Origin of the sequence: Methylobacterium sp. J-068, assembly GCF_022829445.1 — a bacterium.
In the GTDB taxonomy this organism is placed as follows: Bacteria; Pseudomonadota; Alphaproteobacteria; order Rhizobiales; family Beijerinckiaceae; genus Methylobacterium.
Window position 1 is genome coordinate 1 of the sequence record NZ_JAKSXY010000059.1, and the last position, 15,496, is coordinate 15,496.

17 protein-coding genes, 1 tRNA gene and 1 pseudogene are annotated in these 15,496 nt (G+C 70.1%); 12 read left to right on the forward strand and 7 right to left on the reverse strand.

The features are described from left to right. A pseudogene (locus MKK54_RS06205) lies at positions 1-394 on the forward strand (porin family protein); the annotation flags it as partial. Between the two features lie 159 nt (positions 395-553). On the opposite strand, the gene trxA reads toward MKK54_RS06205, so the two are convergent. Next, entirely contained in the window at positions 554-874 is a 321-nt protein-coding gene (gene trxA, locus MKK54_RS06210) for a thioredoxin (RefSeq protein WP_056185158.1), read from the reverse strand. 386 nt (positions 875-1,260) lie between these two features. Here trxA and MKK54_RS06215 point away from each other — a divergent pair, with 386 nt between their 5' ends. After that, positions 1,261-2,544: a PQQ-dependent sugar dehydrogenase gene (locus MKK54_RS06215; RefSeq protein ID WP_244009924.1), complete on the forward strand. Its 1,284-nt coding sequence runs from the start codon at positions 1,261-1,263 to the stop codon at positions 2,542-2,544. 43 nt (positions 2,545-2,587) lie between these two features. On the opposite strand, the gene MKK54_RS06220 is transcribed toward MKK54_RS06215, so the two are convergent. The 4 genes from MKK54_RS06220 to rpmB form a co-directional block, all read right to left on the reverse strand. Continuing rightward, positions 2,588-3,163 carry a TetR/AcrR family transcriptional regulator gene (locus tag MKK54_RS06220; protein ID WP_244009925.1) on the reverse strand — a complete coding sequence of 192 codons (576 nt, stop codon included), beginning with the start codon at positions 3,161-3,163 and terminating at the stop codon, positions 2,588-2,590. 8 nt (positions 3,164-3,171) lie between these two features. Further along, positions 3,172-3,645 (reverse strand): DUF1348 family protein, encoded by a 474-nt coding sequence (locus MKK54_RS06225; protein ID WP_244010137.1) that lies wholly within the window; start codon positions 3,643-3,645, stop codon positions 3,172-3,174. Between the two features lie 106 nt (positions 3,646-3,751). After that, complete coding sequence (locus tag MKK54_RS06230; RefSeq protein ID WP_244009926.1) at positions 3,752-4,681, reverse strand: AEC family transporter; 930 nt, start codon at positions 4,679-4,681, stop codon at positions 3,752-3,754. A 117-nt stretch (positions 4,682-4,798) separates the two neighbouring features. After that, positions 4,799-5,104 carry a 50S ribosomal protein L28 gene (gene rpmB, locus MKK54_RS06235; protein ID WP_244009927.1) on the reverse strand — a complete coding sequence of 102 codons (306 nt, stop codon included), beginning with the start codon at positions 5,102-5,104 and terminating at the stop codon, positions 4,799-4,801. A gap of 314 nt (positions 5,105-5,418) precedes the next feature. Here rpmB and MKK54_RS06240 point away from each other — a divergent pair, with 314 nt between their 5' ends. The 10 genes from MKK54_RS06240 (at position 5,419) to MKK54_RS06285 (ending at position 14,456) form a co-directional block, all read left to right on the forward strand. Further along, positions 5,419-6,330 (forward strand): DUF3108 domain-containing protein, encoded by a 912-nt coding sequence (locus MKK54_RS06240; RefSeq protein ID WP_244009928.1) that lies wholly within the window; start codon positions 5,419-5,421, stop codon positions 6,328-6,330. A gap of 13 nt (positions 6,331-6,343) precedes the next feature. Next, positions 6,344-6,691 carry a hypothetical protein gene (locus MKK54_RS06245; protein ID WP_244009929.1) on the forward strand — a complete coding sequence of 116 codons (348 nt, stop codon included), beginning with the start codon at positions 6,344-6,346 and terminating at the stop codon, positions 6,689-6,691. A gap of 67 nt (positions 6,692-6,758) precedes the next feature. After that, on the forward strand, positions 6,759-10,172 hold the full coding sequence (locus MKK54_RS06250; protein WP_244009930.1) for a helicase-related protein: 3,414 nt from the start codon (positions 6,759-6,761) through the stop codon (positions 10,170-10,172). A gap of 6 nt (positions 10,173-10,178) precedes the next feature. Continuing rightward, complete coding sequence (locus MKK54_RS06255) at positions 10,179-10,454, forward strand: S4 domain-containing protein (protein WP_244009931.1); 276 nt, start codon at positions 10,179-10,181, stop codon at positions 10,452-10,454. Positions 10,455-10,690: 236 nt separating this feature from the next. Beyond that, positions 10,691-11,029: a ferredoxin FdxA gene (gene fdxA / locus MKK54_RS06260; protein ID WP_244009932.1), complete on the forward strand. Its 339-nt coding sequence runs from the start codon at positions 10,691-10,693 to the stop codon at positions 11,027-11,029. A gap of 430 nt (positions 11,030-11,459) precedes the next feature. Next, positions 11,460-12,053 (forward strand): CarD family transcriptional regulator, encoded by a 594-nt coding sequence (locus MKK54_RS06265; protein WP_244009933.1) that lies wholly within the window; start codon positions 11,460-11,462, stop codon positions 12,051-12,053. A gap of 217 nt (positions 12,054-12,270) precedes the next feature. Beyond that, positions 12,271-13,143: an RNA polymerase factor sigma-32 gene (locus MKK54_RS06270; RefSeq protein ID WP_244009934.1), complete on the forward strand. Its 873-nt coding sequence runs from the start codon at positions 12,271-12,273 to the stop codon at positions 13,141-13,143. Between the two features lie 163 nt (positions 13,144-13,306). After that, positions 13,307-13,510 carry a hypothetical protein gene (locus tag MKK54_RS06275; RefSeq protein WP_244009935.1) on the forward strand — a complete coding sequence of 68 codons (204 nt, stop codon included), beginning with the start codon at positions 13,307-13,309 and terminating at the stop codon, positions 13,508-13,510. 30 nt (positions 13,511-13,540) lie between these two features. Continuing rightward, positions 13,541-14,281: a 4'-phosphopantetheinyl transferase family protein gene (locus MKK54_RS06280; RefSeq protein WP_244009936.1), complete on the forward strand. Its 741-nt coding sequence runs from the start codon at positions 13,541-13,543 to the stop codon at positions 14,279-14,281. 98 nt (positions 14,282-14,379) lie between these two features. Beyond that, positions 14,380-14,456: transfer RNA gene (locus MKK54_RS06285), tRNA-Pro, on the forward strand. Positions 14,457-14,771: 315 nt separating this feature from the next. Here the strand turns inward: MKK54_RS06285 and MKK54_RS06290 are convergent. Next, positions 14,772-15,107 carry a GCG_CRPN prefix-to-repeats domain-containing protein gene (locus MKK54_RS06290; protein WP_244009937.1) on the reverse strand — a complete coding sequence of 112 codons (336 nt, stop codon included), beginning with the start codon at positions 15,105-15,107 and terminating at the stop codon, positions 14,772-14,774. A 63-nt stretch (positions 15,108-15,170) separates the two neighbouring features. Continuing rightward, positions 15,171-15,434: a GCG_CRPN prefix-to-repeats domain-containing protein gene (locus tag MKK54_RS06295; protein ID WP_244010138.1), complete on the reverse strand. Its 264-nt coding sequence runs from the start codon at positions 15,432-15,434 to the stop codon at positions 15,171-15,173. Positions 15,435-15,496: the final 62 nt, after the last annotated feature.

A 15,496-nucleotide genomic window follows, 5' to 3' on the forward strand; every position in this document is an offset into this window, starting at 1 on the left:
CCTCGGCTACGCCTTCGACCGCGTCCTGTTCTACGGCACCGGCGGCTTCGCCTATGGCGGCGGCGGCGGTTCCGATTTCGGCCTGCCCAACAGCAGCCGCAACGACTTCCGCACCGGCTGGACCGCCGGCGGCGGCATCGAATACGCCCTGCCCACCGACTCGTTCCTGAACTTCTTCCGCTCGTCCGCCGTGACGCTGAAGGTCGAAGGCTTGTACGTGAACCTCGACCGCGACAACGCCAACAACGGCGTGTTCGCCTACTCGGCTTCCAACGGCACCCTCTACCGCGTCAACTCCACCTACGCGACCGCCGCCAGCGGCTACACCAGCCGCCGCTCCGACGAGTTCGCCCTCGTCCGCGCCGGTCTGAACTACAAGTTCGGCTCCTACTAAGCCGACATTTCGGGTCTCGAAACGGAGAAGCCCGGCCGCAAGGCCGGGCTTCTTCCGTTCAGGGATCGAATCCTCCCATCGGCCCGCATTCCGACGGAACGGCGGACATGAAAAAACCCGGCCTCGCGGCCGGGTTTTCACGTCTCGGGCCTCAGCGGCTCAGGCGCTGGCCTGGATCCAGCGGGAGAGGTCGCCCTTCGGCGCCGCGCCGACCTTCTGGCTCGCGAGCTGGCCGTCCTTGAAGATCAGCAGCGTCGGGATCGAGCGGATGCCGTACTGGGCGGCGATTCCGGGATTCTCGTCGACATTGACCTTGGCGATCTTCACCCGGCCCTGAAGGTCGGCGGAGATCTCCTCGAGGGCCGGACCGATCTGACGGCACGGGCCGCACCACTCCGCCCAGAAATCCACAACGACCGGCTCCGCGGACTGAAGAACGTCCTGCTCGAAGCTCGCGTCGGTCACTTTCACCGTCGCCATTGGAAAACTTCCTTTCCGGTTCCGCGTCGGCAGAACCCCGTTACGCCGTCCCGGTGCTACGGGACCGGGCGCTGTATGCGAGACTTGGCGATGCGAGGGGAAGCGGTCAAGGCATCGTGCGCGACGGGCATCGCTGCGCGCCGCGCGGGGTCGTGATGCGGGTCGACGCGCGTCCGTCACGGCTGTGGATCGCGGACGAAATGCACGCCGTCCGGAAGCCCCTCTCCGGGTTCGACCCTCGCCAAAGCCCGGTGCTTGCCCCATGTCCCTGACGTCCCCACCCCGCGGGCCATGCTTGCGGGCTGGAGGGGCCTGCCCCGAAGCCGGCCTCAAGCACTGGCATGCATGTCCCGGCATGCACGTATCGGCATGGAGGAATACCCGACGTGAAGCGCATCTCGCACAGCCTGCTCGCCACCGCAGCCTTCCTTGGCCTGGGCGCCGTCGTCCACGCGCAGGCACCGGCGGGGGTCGAGCCCCGGCAGCCTCGTGTGGACGGTGACGCCTTCGCGGCCCCGACGAGTTCCGCGACCGGAAACAGCCCCGCCGAGACCGAGGCCCCCAACACCAACTACAAGCCGCTGCTGCCGAACCAGACCCGGGCCCCGAAGCCCGAGACCGCCACGAAGGTGAAGACCGAAACGGTGGTCAAGGGCCTGGACAGCCCCTGGGCGATGGAATTCCTGCCCGACGGCCGGATGCTCGTCACCGAGAAGGCGGGCAAGCTCCGGATCGTGGCCAAGGACGGCACGGTGGGGCCGGCGATTCCGGGGGTTCCCAAGGTCGATGCCAAGGGCCAGGGTGGCCTCCTCGACGTGGCCCTGAGCCCGAGCTTTCCCTCCGACCGCCTGATCTACCTGAGCTATGCGGAGCCGCGCGAGAAGGGCAACGGCACCAGCGTGCTGCGCGCCAAGCTGATCGAGGAGAACGGCGCCGCCCGCCTCGACGAGGCGAAGGTCATCTTCCGGCAGATGCCGAGCTACGATGGCGACAAGCATTTCGGCTCGCGCCTCGTCTTCGCGCCGGACGGCAAGCTCTTCGTCACCGTGGGCGAGCGCTCCGACAAGGGGCCGCGCGTGCAGGCGCAGGACCTCACCAGCGGTCTTGGCAAGGTCTTCCGGATCGACACGGACGGCAATGCCCCCAAGGACAACCCGTTCACGGGCGGCGAGAAGGCCAAGCCCGAGATCTGGTCCTACGGCCACCGCAACGTGCAGGCCGCCGCCCTGGACCCGCAGGGGCGCCTCTGGACCGCCGAGCACGGCCCGCGCGGCGGCGACGAACTCAACCGCCCGCGCCCCGGCGTGAATTACGGCTGGCCGGAGGTGACCTACGGCATCGAGTATAGCGGCGAGAAGATCGGCGAGGGCAAGACGCAGGCGGGCGGAACCGCCCAGCCGGTCTATTACTGGGACCCGGTGATCGGCCCCTCGGGCATGGCGCTCTACACGGGCGACGCGTTTCCGGCCTGGAAGAACACCTTCCTCATCGGTGGCCTCGTCAGCCAGGGACTCGTGGTGGTGAAGCTCGACGGCGACAAGGTGGTCAGCGAGGAGCGCATCCCCCTGGAGGCGCGCATCCGGGACGTGCGCGTGGGCAGCGACGGCGCGGTCTACGCCGTCACGGACGGCGCCGACGGCCGCATCCTGAAGCTGACGCCGGGCACCTGAGCGCCCTGCCTGCCCGATGCCAGAGCGGCCCGGGCCGGACGGTCTATCCGCCCGGCTCCGCCGCCTCGCCCGGGATCAATCGTGCGCGCAGGCGAGCCAGCATCCGGCCGAACGCCGCCGGATCGCCGAGGGCGCGCGCCAGGACGAGACCGCCCTGGATGGCGGAGACGGCCTCCTCCGCCAGGTCGGCGGCCTCCGCCTCCGCCCACCCGTCGCGGCGCAGGGCCCGCGCCAGGGCCTCGCACCACGCGGCGAAGTAACGGGCGATCCGCTCGGCGAAGCGGTCCCGCCCCTCGGTCAGCGCGAAGGCGCCGACGAGGCAGGCCCGGCCACCCGAGCGGAAATAGGTCTCGGTCTCGGAGAGCATTCGGCGGATCGCCGCGCGGGGATCGGGCTCGTCGCGCAGGGGCGCATAAATCCGCGTCTCGAACCATGTCTCGATGGCGTCGAGCACGGCCTGCGCCATCTCGGCCTTTCCGCCCGGAAAGGCATGGTAGAGGCTGCCCTTGCCGAGGCCGGCGCGGGCGCCCAGCAGCGCGAGGCTCGCGCCCTCGTAGCCGTGCTCGCGAAACACCTCCGCGAGCGCCGGGATGGCGGCCTCACGCGCCGTCTGCGCCATGGGCCGGTCTACAGGCCGAGTTCGGTCAGGCCGGGATGGTCCTCGGGACGTGGCGCCGCGCGGTCCCAGTGGAACTTGCGCTCGGATTCAGCGATGGCGAGGTCGTTGATGCTGGCATGGCGCTCCCGCATCAGGCCGTTGGCGTCGAAGGCCCAGTTCTCGTTGCCGTAGGCGCGAAACCATTGGCCCGATTCGTCGTGGAACTCGTAGGCGAACCGGACGGCGATCCGGTCGTCGCCGAAGGCCCAGATCTCCTTGATCAGCCGGTACTCGTGCTCCCGTGCCCACTTGCGTTGCAGGAAGCCGACGATGGCCGGACGCCCGCTGAAGAACTCCGCGCGGTTCCGCCAGCGGCTGTCGACCGTGTAGGCCAGGGCGACCTTCTCCGGGTTGCAGCCGTTCCAGCCGTTCTCGGCGGCGCGAACCTTCTGGATGGCGGTTTCCCGGGTGAAGGGGGGCAGCGGCGGACGGGTCTCGGACATGTGCGATTCGGACATCGGGCCAGGCTCCTCGAGAGTCGGACCGCGCCGGCCCACACCTTGTACCGATCGGTACAAGCGGCACGCCGCCCGGTCAAGCCGACGCGGCTCAGGCGTGCCCGAGGAGCGTCAGCCAGGCGATGGTCGTGACGATCGCCAGCAGCGTCGAGAGCATCACGGAGGCGGCCACGACCCCCGTCTCGGTCTTGTAGCGGGCGGCGAGCAGGTAGGCGTTGATGCCGACCGGCATGGCGGCGAACAGGGTGGCGACGCCCGCATAGGCCGGCGGCATCGTGAAGACGTGGAAGGCCAGAACCCAGACGGCGAGCGGATGGATCACGAGCTTCAGGCTCGTCACCACCAGGGCGCTGGGCAGGTCGTGGAGGACGCGGTAGCGCACGAGGCCGGCCCCGAGGGCGATCAGCGCGCAGGTGGAGGCGGTGCCCGCCAGGGCGTCGACCAGCGACTTCACCACGCCGCCGGGGGCGAGCCCCAATCCCTTCAGGCAGAGACCGACGATCAGCGCCAGGAAGATCGGGTTGCGCAGCAGCACGAGGGCGAGGCCCGTGAGGCGCTGGCGAATCGATTTCTGGCCATCTGCCTCGATCAGGAAGGTGGCGCAGCCCATCATCAGGGGCAGGTGAACGGCCAGCAGCATGAAGAGCGGGAAGGCCCCCTCCTCCCCATAGGCCTGGAGGATCATCGGCACGCCGATGAAGACCGTGTTCGACTGGCTCGCGGCGAAGCCGTGCAGGATCGCGCCCCGCCGCTCGACGCCCTCGCGGCGCCGGCCGATCAGAGACCCGATCAGCCAGGACAGCCCCGCCCCGCCGAAATAGCTGAACCAGTAGGACGGCGTGATCTCGCCGGTGAGGCCCGGCCGCGTCAGCGTCGCGAGGATCAGCGCCGGCACCGCGATGGAGAAGACGTATTCCGACAGGCCGTCGCTGACCTTGTCGGACAGGAAGCCCGCCAGGGCCGCGACCCACCCGACCAGGATCAGCCCGAAGATCGGGGCGACGAGCGACAGAACGGTCATCGGGGCGGAATCGGGGCTCCAACGCGAACGGCCACCGTACGCGCTCAGCGTGCGGCGGCCGTTCGGGAATCGAGACGGGTGTCGGCGGGATCGGGCGCGGCCCGTTCCCGGCAGCCCTCAGGCGGCGACGGGCGTCTCGACTTCGCCGAGCTTCTTGTGCAGCTCGCGCTTGAGGAGGCGGGCCGTCTGCGACAGCTCGATCTCGCGCGCCTTGATCAGGAAGGCGTCGAGGCCGCCACGGTGCTCGACCGAGCGCAGGGCGTGAGCCGTGACGCGCAGGCGCACGCGGCGCTTCAAGGCGTCCGACTGCAGCGTGACCTGGCACAGGTTCGGCAGGAACCGGCACTTGGTCTTGCGGTTCGAGTGGCTCACGAGGTGGCCGGTCTGCACGGCTTTGCCCGTGAGTTCGCAACGGCGCGACATTGATCTGATTCCCGTTCGTTCCGCGTGTCCGACAGGCTGGCGGGACAACCGGCCGCATCGCGGCCACGGTCTCTCGCACGCCAGGCCCGGGGGAGCGGCGTTCTCAGTGAAGGCGCGAGCCTATAGGGGAGAGGGGGCGGTGACGTCAAGGCGCGCGCTGATTTTTCACGCTTGGCGGACCGTGAAAGCGCGCGCATCGCCGGAGCGCGGGGTGGCATGTCCAACGATGTGTTAACCATGAGCGCGGACGATGCCGGAATGATGTCGCCGGGCCGTTCGCCCGGGGACCGACCGTCAACCTCGAGTACCAAGCCATGCGCGCCGCTCTCGTCAAGCGCCCTGTTTCCTCCGCCCTCGCCGCCCTCGGTCTCGCCGCCGTCGCCCATGCAGCGGCCGGCGTCACCCCGGTCCTGGCGCGCCCGAAGGCCCATGCGCCCGCCGCCACGGTCACGGTGGATTACGACATCGCCCTCGCGGGCCTGACGATCGGCACGGCGCAGGTGGCGGGCGCCTTCGAGGGGTCGGGCTACCGCATGGACGTGTCGGCGCGGCTCACCGGCCTCGCCGGCGTGGTCACGGGCGGCATGGGCTCGGCCCGCGCCAGTGGCTCCTTCGCGGGAGCCCCCCAGCCCAGCACCTTCGCCATCGCCACCAAGACCACCAATTCCGGCATCGCGGTGCGCATGGCGCTCGCGCGCGGCACCGTCACCCAGGCGGAGATCACGCCGCCGCTCATCGACATGGGCGACCGCGTGCCGATCACCGCCGCCAACAAGCGCGGCGTGATCGACCCCGCGAGCGCCCTGATGATGCCGGTGCAGGGTCGCGGCGACCTCATGGACCCGGCCAACTGCAACCGGATCCTGCCGATCTTCGACGGCGCGACCCGATTCGACGTGAGCTTGAGCTACGGCGAGACCCGGACCGTGGCCAAGACCGGCTATAACGGCCCGGTCCTCGTCTGCAACGCGCGCTACACCCCGATCGCCGGCCACCGGCCGGACCGGCCGGGCGTGAAGTTCATGGAGGACAACCGCGAGATGTCGGTCTGGCTCGCCCCCGTGGAGGGCACCCGCGTGCTGCTGCCCGTCCGGATCGCGGTGCGCACCACGGTGGGCACCAACATCATCGAGGCGACGCGCTGGACCCGCGCCGGCGGCCTGCCGGTTCCCGACACCGCGTCCGCTCCGGGCACGCCCGTGACGCAAGCCAGCCTCGCCCAGTGACCCGGATCGCCAAGTGACCCGGATCGCCGCACGGCGGAGACACGCGCGCCTGATCCTCGGCGCGGCCCTGGCGCTCGCGGCCCCGCCCGCGACGGCCGGGTCCGTCCTGTCCACCGGACCGGATTGCGGCGGCGACGCCTATTCCTCGGCCCAGGTCGTCGAGAACCGGCCGCCGCGACGCGGCCCCCTGACCGCCGTGCCGGACACGCTCTGCGCCGATGTCGCACCACAGGGACCGCGCACGCCCGTGGAGATCGGGATCTACCCGAGTCTGGGCAGTTCCGGGATGCCGCGGCGGGATGGCGGGCGTGGCTCCGATGACCCATATGAGGCGCAGCCGCCACGGCAGCGCCGCCCCTGACGGCGCCGCGGCGGTCTCTCTCAGCCCTCGAGCCTGCCGGCCTCGCCGAAGGGACCGCCCCTCACCCATGATTCGTCCCTCCCTCTCCCCGCAGGCCCGCGCACGCGGGGTCACGGCGGTGCTCGGGCCGACCAATACCGGCAAGACCCATCTGGCGATCGAACGGATGCTCGCTCATCCGACGGGCATGATCGGCCTGCCCCTGCGGCTCCTGGCGCGGGAGGTCTACCTGCGCGTGGTCGCCAAGGTCGGGGCCGACAAGGTCGCCCTCGTCACCGGCGAGGAGAAGATCAAGCCGGACCGGCCGCGCTACTGGATCTCCACCATCGAGGCGATGCCGCGCGACCTCGACGTGGCCTACGTCGCCATCGACGAGATCCAGCTTTCCGCCGACATGGACCGGGGCCACGTCTTCACCGACCGCCTGCTGCACCAGCGCGGGCGCGAGGAGACCCTGCTGATCGGCTCCTCCACCATGCTGCCGCTGGTGCAGTCGCTGATTCCCGGCATCCACACCACGACGCGCCCGCGCCTCTCGAACCTCACCTTCGCGGGCGAGAAGAAGCTCGGCCGCCTGCCCCGGCGCACCGCCATCGTCGCCTTCTCGGCCGAGGAGGTCTACGCCATCGCCGAGTTGATCCGGCGTCAGCGCGGCGGCGCGGCCGTGGTGCTCGGCGCGCTCTCGCCGCGCACCCGCAACGCGCAGGTGGAGCTCTACCAGTCCGGCGACGTCGACTACCTCATCGCCACGGACGCGGTGGGCATGGGCCTCAACCTCGACGTCGACCACGTCGCCTTCGCGGCGAACTGGAAATACGACGGCACGCGCTTCCGCAAGCTCACGCCCCCCGAGATGGGGCAGATCGCGGGGCGCGCCGGGCGCCACCTCTCCGACGGCACCTTCGGCTCGACGGGGCGCTGCGCGCCCTTCGAACCCGAGATGATCGAGGCGCTGGAGAATCACGATTTCGAGCCCCTGCGGGTGCTGCAATGGCGCAACCCGGACCTCGACTTCGCCTCCCTGAAGAGCCTTCAGGAGAGCCTCGACGAGCATCCTCGCGAGAAGGGCCTGACCCGCGCGCCGATGGGCGAGGACCAGTCGGCCCTCGAGATCCTGATGCGCGAGGACGACATCCGCGACCTCGCCCACGGCTCCGCGAACGTGCGCCGGCTCTGGGACGTCTGCGGCGTGCCGGACTACCGCAAGGTCCATCCCCAGACCCATGCCGACCTCGTGGCGCAGCTCTATCGCTTCCTGATGCGGGGCATGGCCGGGCGCATCCCGAACGACTGGTTCGCCAAGCACGTGGCCATGATCGACCGCACCGACGGTGACATCGACGCGCTCTCCCAGCGCATCGCGCAGGGGCGGACCTGGACCTTCGTGGCGAACCGTCCGGATTGGCTCATCGATCCGGTGCATTGGCAGGGCGAGACGCGTCGGGTAGAGGACAGGCTGTCCGACGCCCTGCACGAACGCCTCGCGAGCCGTTTCGTCGATCGGCGCACTAGCGTCCTGATGCGGCGCCTGAGAGAGAATACGATGTTGGAAGCTGAGATCACCGCCGGCGGGGACGTTACCGTCGAGGGCCAGCATGTCGGCCATCTGCATGGCTTCCAGTTCGTTCCGGATCCCGGCGCGGAAGGACATGAGGCCAAGACCCTGCGCAGCGCGGCCGAGAAGGCGCTCTCCGGCGAGATCGAGGCCCGCGCCGAGCGGTTCTCGTCGGCCGCCGATGCCTCCCTCGTGCTGAGCCACGACGGGATCATCCGCTGGACCGGAGACCCGGTCGCCAAGCTGACGCCCGGCGACAAGCTGTTCGAGCCTCATGTGCGCCTGCTCGCCGACGAGCAGCTCACGGGCCCCGCCCGCGACAAGGTCGAGGCCCGGCTCGTGGCCTGGCTGAAGGCCACCGTGGTGCGCCTCCTCGGTCCGCTGATGGAGATCGAGACCGCCGCCGACCTCACGGGTCTGGCCAAGGGCATCGGCTTCCAGGTGGTGGAATCGCTCGGCGTGCTGGAGCGCGCGCGGGTGATGCAGGAGATGCGCACCCTCGACCAGGAGGGACGCGGGGCGCTGCGCCGCCATGGCGTGCGCTTCGGCGCCTATCACATCTTCCTGCCCGCCCTCCTGAAGCCGGCGCCCCGCACCCTCGCGGCCCAGCTCTGGGCCCTGAAGAACGGCGGCCTCGACCAGCGCGGCCTCGACGAGATCGCCCATCTCGCGAGTTCGGGCCGCACCTCCATCAAGGTCGATCCCGAGATCGCCAAGGGCCTCTACCGCGCCGCCGGCTTCCGCGTCTGCGGCGAGCGCGCCGTGCGCGTCGACATCCTGGAGCGGTTGGCCGACCTCATCCGTCCCGCCATCGCCTACCGGCCGGGCACGACGCCCGGAGAGGCCCCGGTGGGCGCGGCCGACGGCGACGCCTTCGTGGCGACGGTCGGCATGACCTCGCTGGTCGGCTGCTCCGGCGAGGATTTCGCGTCGATCCTGAAATCCCTGGGCTACGCCCCCGAGACCCGTCCGGGCCCGGCCATCACCGTGCCGCTGCTCGCGGCCGCCCCGACGCAGCCCGTCGCCTCGGTGGCCGCACCGGCGGAAGCGGAGCCCGCGACGGGCGACGCCGTCGCTTCGGACGAAGGCGCCGCCCCGGCCGAGGCGACGTCGGAGATCGAGCCCGGCGCGACCGAGGATTCGGTGGCCGCCGCGCTTCCGACGGAAGGCGAGGCCGGGACGGAGGAGGCCGTCGCCGAGACGCCGGACGCCGCTCCCGAGACACACGAGACTGGCCCTGAGCCGTCGGAGGCTGCGGCCGAAACGGTCGCGCCGGAACCGGTGGCCGATGCCGCGCGCCTCGCCGACACGGCCGAGCAGCCGGCGGAGAACACGGGGTCAGGGGACATCGAAGCCGCCCCCACCGGGGACGGCGCCACGGATGTAAGCCCGGCCGACGAGGCCGAGGCTCCCGCCGAGCCGGTCGAGGCCGCACCGGAGACCGCATCGGCGTCCGGCGAAGTGGCGTCCGGCGAGGTGACGTCCAGCGAAGTGGCACCCGTCGAGGTCTGGCGCCTGCAACGCCAGCAGCGTCATGCCCATCCGCGCCAGAACCAGCGTCCGCGCGGGCAGGGCCGGGACGGTGCCGCCAACCGGGCCCCCGGCGAGGGACGTCCGGATCATCGCCGACAGGGCGGCGAGCCGGCGGCCGGTGGCGAGTCTCGCGAGCGTCCGCGCGGCGACCGCCCGGACGGGGGCCGCCGCGGCGGTCCCGGCGAGGGACGGCCCGAGGGCGGACGGCCGCAGCGCCGCGAGCGCTTCGAGCCGGGCCGGACCCGTCCGGAGCGCCGCGACGAGCCCCGCGCCGCGCCGCGCGACGAACCGCGCCCGCAGCGCCGCGAGCGCGCGCCGGACCCGGATTCGCCCTTCGCCAAGCTCGCTGCGCTCAAGGCGCAGCTCGAGGCCGGGAATGACCGCAAGCGCTGAGGCTCGATGAAGCCGGGGCGCCAGCGCCTCGACAAATGGTTGTGGTTCGCGCGCTTCGCGCGGACCCGCTCCCTCGCCGCGCGCCTCGTCGCGGACGGCTATGTCCGGGTCAACGGTAAGCGGGCCGGGGCCGCCGCGACGGCGATCGCCCTGGGGGACGTCGTCACCGTGGCGGCCGCCCACGCGACCGTGACCGCGCGGGTGCTGGATCTCGGGGAGCGTCGGGGGCCGGCGCCCGAGGCCCAGACGCTCTACGAAGCACTGGGTGAAGCCCCGGGCTGATGGGCGGCCGCCCGTGTCCCCGGCGCGACACCGGCCTGCGGGCGCGAGGCCTACGTTTCCGCCGCGCTTGTCAGCCCCTCGGACAGGGGCTAGAGCCAGCGCCACCCAGGATCGGGCTCCGGCCCGGCTGACCGCGCCACGAAGCGTTAACGGATCCGTGCATCGAATCGCGCGAGCGAGCGACCCCCGGCGAGGGCCGGATCGCGGCGATGAGCGGATCGAGGACTGAAGGCCCCATGACCTACGTCGTCACCGACAACTGCATCAAGTGCAAGTACATGGACTGCGTCGAGGTCTGTCCGGTGGACTGCTTCTACGAAGGCGAGAACATGCTCGTCATCCACCCGGACGAGTGCATCGATTGCGGCGTCTGCGAGCCGGAATGCCCGGCGGAGGCGATCAAGCCCGACACCGAGCCGAGCCTCGAGAGCTGGCTCAAGGTGAACGCGGACTATGCCCGCACCTGGCCCAACATCACCCAGAAGAAGGACGCCCCGTCCGACGCGAAGGCTTGGGACGGCGTGGCCGGCAAGTTCGAGGCCCACTTCTCGGCCAATCCCGGCACCGGCGACTGATGGCCGCCATGCGCCGTGGCCGAAGCGCCGCGGCGTTGCCGGACCCTCGATCGCACGGAGCTGTGGAGTGCGCGGGAGATCGGCCCCGCGACGCTCCGCCGTGCCGGCAATCCTTTGATTCGGCGGCCGGTTTGTGATATCAAGATCACCTGCCGTCGTTCGTGCCCGACGTGCTGCCTCCAGCCATCACCTGATGGGTCTCACGCTCAGTTGAGGATTGGGGTCGCATGCGATCGATCGCTGAAGGCCTACCATGCCTTCGGCGACCGGTCTCTCGTCGCGCGACGCGTCGGCTTGCCCGGGAACCGGCAGGTTGTGCGTCTGAGATGCAAACCCTTCGGACAAGGGGCTGAAGCCGGGTGACCCACCCCGGATTACAGGGTTCGGCGCGGCATGCAAGGCCGCGCAATGTTCTGGAGGCGCTTCTCGCATGACCACAGCCAAGAAGACGACGGCAGCAGGCCGGCAAGGCTTCAAGACCGGCGAAGCGGTCGTGTATCCGGCGCATGGTGTCGGCCGCATCACCGCCATCGAGGAGCAGGAGATCGCCGGCTACAAGCTCGAGCTGTTCGTCGTCTCCTTCGAGAAGGACAAGATGGTCCTGCGCGTGCCGACCGCGAAGGCCAACAGCGTCGGCATGCGCAAGCTCGCCGAGCCGGAACTCGTGAAGAAGGCGCTCGATCTCCTCACCGGCCGCGCCCGCATCAAGCGCACCATGTGGTCGCGCCGCGCCCAGGAATACGAGGCCAAGATCAACTCGGGCGACCTCCTGTCGGTCACCGAGGTGGTGCGCGACCTCTTCCGCTCCGAAGCCCAGCCCGAGCAGTCCTACAGCGAGCGCCAGCTCTACGAATCCGCCCTCGACCGCGTCGTGCGCGAGATCTCCTCGGTCAATCGCATCACCGAGACCGAGGCGCTCAAGCTCATCGAGCAGAGCCTCGCCAAGTCCCCGCGCCGCGCCAAGGGCGAAGCCGAGGCGGAAGGCGAAGCCGAGGGAGACGACCTGCAGGAAGAGGCAGCCTGATCCACGGCCTTCCTCTCGGAACAGTTTCGAACCCGGCGCACCAGCGCCGGGTTTTTTCGTTTCCTCTGCCGTGCGTGTGACAGGCAACGGCCGGACGGGAACCATCTCCGCGAAGCCTGTGTTGTCGCGTTGCCAGTCACAGGTCTCGCGCCCGATCTTGCATCGGCGCTCGCAGGCTGTGACGAGAAGCACGCGTTTCATCGAAGCGGAGGCGGGGATGGCGGATATCGCAGGGATCCGGCGGCAGTTCATACGCACGGCGATGGAGGCGCCCTTCCTTGCGCGGGATGAGGAACGTGGTCTCGCCGTCCGCTGGAAGGATCAGCGTGACGAGCGCGCCCTGCATGGCCTGATCTCGGCGCATATGCGCCTCGTCATCGCGATCGCCGGCCGCTTCCGCCATTACGGCCTGCCCATGGCGGATCTCGTGCAAGAAGGCCATGTCGGGCTGATGGAGGCCGCCGCCCGCTTCGAGCCGGAGCGGGAAGTTCGATTCTCCACCTATGCGACCTGGTGGATCAGGGCCTCGATCCAGGACTACATCCTGCGCAACTGGTCCATCGTGCGCGGCGGAACGAGTTCGGCCCAGAAGGCCCTGTTCTTCAACCTGCGCCGCCTGCGGGCCCGTCTCATGCAATCCACCGAGGAGCATGTGGGTGACGAGATCCACCGCCGCATCGCCACGGCCATCGGCGTCTCCCGCGAGGACGTGGCGCTCATGGATGCCCGCCTTTCGGGACCGGACATGTCCCTGAACGCGCCGGTGGGTGAGGAGAGCGAGGCCTCCTCGGAGCGCATGGATTTCCTCGTGGACGGGGCCGCCCTCCCGGACGAGACGGTCTCCGCCACGGTCGATGGCGAACGCCGGCTGATCTGGCTCAACGAGGCGCTGACCGTGCTGTCGGAGCGCGAACTGCGTATCTTGAAGGAGCGCCGTCTCGCCGAGGATCAGGCCACGCTGGAAGCCCTGGGTCACCGGCTCGGCATCTCGAAGGAACGCGTGCGCCAGATCGAGAACCGCGCCCTGGAGAAGCTGCGCCGGGCTCTGGCGGAGCGCTTCCCGCAATCCGGCGGCAACGTCTACGCCTGAGAGAGGCGACCCGGAGGCGGTTCCGGCGGGCGCTCCCGTGAGTCACGACGGGAACTTCCATGGACGGCAACGCGTCGGTCGCCGTCAGCTTGGCCGTTGTCTTTCACGAATGCGCGAACTGCGCTACCAACGGGTGACGACCCTGTAGGCGGACAGATCCACGATGACGGAAGAGCCCCGAAACGCGCTCCTGGTTCTGGGTCTTCTGATCGCCGCCTTGATCCCGGCGAGCATCGCGACGGCGATCGGGAGCCAGATCCCTTGGTATCACGGGCTGAGCGTCTTCTACGGAGCCCTCGCCTTCGCTGAAATCGGCTACGTCACCATCCTCGTGGCCATGGACCGGCCGCGGCTCTCCGTCTCGTGAAAGCCGCGATGTAGAGACGGCGCGACGCGCGTGCCGGCCCTGGAGTCCTGGCCCATCGCCGCGCCGGCCGGACAACCGGGCAGTGCGGTCTGGCACGTCGATCTCGCCACAGCCCGCGCGGATGATCCGACCGGGCTCTCGCCGGACGAGCGCGCGCGCGCGGCGCGGTTCGTGCGCCGCGAGGACCGCGAGCGGTTCATCGGAAGCCACCTCGCCCTCAGGCATATCCTGGCCGGCTATCTCGGCCGACACCCCGACGAACTTCGTTTTGGATCGGAGCCGGGGGGCAAGCCCCGGCTGGCCCATCCGGACCCGGAAGGCCTGCGGTTCAACCTCTCGCATTCGGGGCGGCACGCGCTGGTCGGCGTCGCCTCGACCGCAACGATCGGCGTGGATGTGGAGGCCGTCCGCCCGATCGGCGACGCGCTGACCATCGCACGCGCCCATTTCCATCCCGCCGAGACCGCCGAACTGGCGAGCCTGCCGGACCCGGACCTGACTTCGGCGTTCTTCGCCTGCTGGACCCGCAAGGAAGCCGTGGTGAAGGCCCTAGGCCTCGGCCTTGCGCAGCCTCTCGACCGGTTCCGCGTCACCCTCCCCCCGGCCGCGGCCGCCGTGCTTCGCTGGGAGGACGAGACCGCCGCCCGTCTCGATTGGTCGATGCATCATCTCGATCTCGGACCGGACGCGGTCGGAGCGGTGGCGATCACCCGCGCCGGCGAGCCCTGCGCCCGATATCGTCTGCCCCCCGGTTGGGCCGCCTCCCGATGACATGCGGACTTCGGTTGCGATTTCTCGCGTCGAGGCGCTTGCGGCCCCGGATAGGGCTCGCTATACGTCCGCTCGCCGGCCCAAGCAGCCGGCTCTGTCGGAGTGTAGCGCAGTCTGGTAGCGCACCACGTTCGGGACGTGGGGGTCGCAGGTTCAAATCCTGCCACTCCGACCAGTCTTTCCCTCTGCAAATGGCCTTCCCGGGGCGCAGAGGAATTTTCCGACCAAACATTCGATCAAGGATCGGTCGCGCAAGGATCGGTCGCGTAAGTCTTCGGACCGGGCTTCCGGGACGTCGACGTGGCGGCGAACGTTTGGGGCGATGATGGACGGCCAATATCCGCAGCCAGGCTGACCCGTCAGGGCCCGCGTGATAAATCCCCGCAGCCGGTCGAGCTTCGCACCGGGCCTGAGACGTGGCTGCCCGGGACGGACGCGCTCGAGGGCGGCGCATCGGAGGCTTGGTCACCCTGGCGAGGCGTCGGGCCCGTCACAAGCGGTGGTGCCAGCCCGCATGTCGGAAGCCGCCCCAGCGGTGCCCGCCGCCGTGCCAACCGAAACGGCGATGCCAGCCGCCATGCCATCCGAAGCGGCGATGCCAGCCGTACCGGTAGCCGTAGTGCCAGCGGGGTCCGCCCCATCCACGATAGCCGAAGCCGCGATACACGGGGCCGTAGGCGTACGGACGGTAGCCGAGATTCGGACGGCACCAGCCGTAGAAGCCGCGGTGGAATCCGAGGCCGCAGCCGTCACGGGCCTCGGCGGCCGAGCCGGCCGTGAGAAGCCCCGCGGCAAGGGCAAGGGGTAGGATGATCTTGCGGATCATGTTCGCCTCCATGGTCGTCCGGCACGCGACCGGACACGGGTTTCGGGAGAGGGGTGGGAAGGCTCAGTTCGGCCAGCAGCGGCGGCCGTAGGGTCCGATATGGAAGCCCGCCGGGCAGGAGGCGCCGCGGACGTAGCCGCCCCATTGGCCGCCGGTCCGGCAACCGCCGTAGGGGCCGCGATGGCCGTAGGGACCGCAGCCGCCATAGACCTGGATGATCCGCGCGCCGTCCGATCCGGTCGACACGGCGTCCTGGATCAGGGGCGACGCCGAGGCCGGGAATGCCAGACCGGCCATGAGCGCGACGGGGGCGAGCATCTTCAACATCATCGGATCCTTCTCTGTGCTCCGGTGCGCCGCGATGCCCGAGCCGGCATCGCGACCGATGA

Bases quoted from the DNA above. Each gene is read 5' to 3' on its own strand.
- MKK54_RS06220 (WP_244009925.1), bottom strand. From the start codon at position 3,163: ATGGCGCAGACGGCGCGTGAGGCCGCCATCCCGGCGCTCGCGGAGGTG.
- fdxA (WP_244009932.1), top strand. From the start codon at position 10,691: ATGACCTACGTCGTCACCGACAACTGCATCAAGTGCAAGTACATGGAC.
- MKK54_RS06240 (WP_244009928.1), top strand. From the start codon at position 5,419: ATGCGCGCCGCTCTCGTCAAGCGCCCTGTTTCCTCCGCCCTCGCCGCC.
- trxA (WP_056185158.1), bottom strand. From the start codon at position 874: ATGGCGACGGTGAAAGTGACCGACGCGAGCTTCGAGCAGGACGTTCTT.
- MKK54_RS06275 (WP_244009935.1), top strand. From the start codon at position 13,307: ATGACGGAAGAGCCCCGAAACGCGCTCCTGGTTCTGGGTCTTCTGATC.
- MKK54_RS06290 (WP_244009937.1), bottom strand. From the start codon at position 15,107: ATGATCCGCAAGATCATCCTACCCCTTGCCCTTGCCGCGGGGCTTCTC.
- rpmB (WP_244009927.1), bottom strand. From the start codon at position 5,104: ATGTCGCGCCGTTGCGAACTCACGGGCAAAGCCGTGCAGACCGGCCAC.
- MKK54_RS06230 (WP_244009926.1), bottom strand. From the start codon at position 4,681: ATGACCGTTCTGTCGCTCGTCGCCCCGATCTTCGGGCTGATCCTGGTC.
- MKK54_RS06255 (WP_244009931.1), top strand. From the start codon at position 10,179: ATGAAGCCGGGGCGCCAGCGCCTCGACAAATGGTTGTGGTTCGCGCGC.
- MKK54_RS06270 (WP_244009934.1), top strand. From the start codon at position 12,271: ATGGCGGATATCGCAGGGATCCGGCGGCAGTTCATACGCACGGCGATG.
- MKK54_RS06250 (WP_244009930.1), top strand. From the start codon at position 6,759: ATGATTCGTCCCTCCCTCTCCCCGCAGGCCCGCGCACGCGGGGTCACG.
- MKK54_RS06225 (WP_244010137.1), bottom strand. From the start codon at position 3,645: ATGTCCGAGACCCGTCCGCCGCTGCCCCCCTTCACCCGGGAAACCGCC.
- MKK54_RS06295 (WP_244010138.1), bottom strand. From the start codon at position 15,434: ATGTTGAAGATGCTCGCCCCCGTCGCGCTCATGGCCGGTCTGGCATTC.
- MKK54_RS06265 (WP_244009933.1), top strand. From the start codon at position 11,460: ATGACCACAGCCAAGAAGACGACGGCAGCAGGCCGGCAAGGCTTCAAG.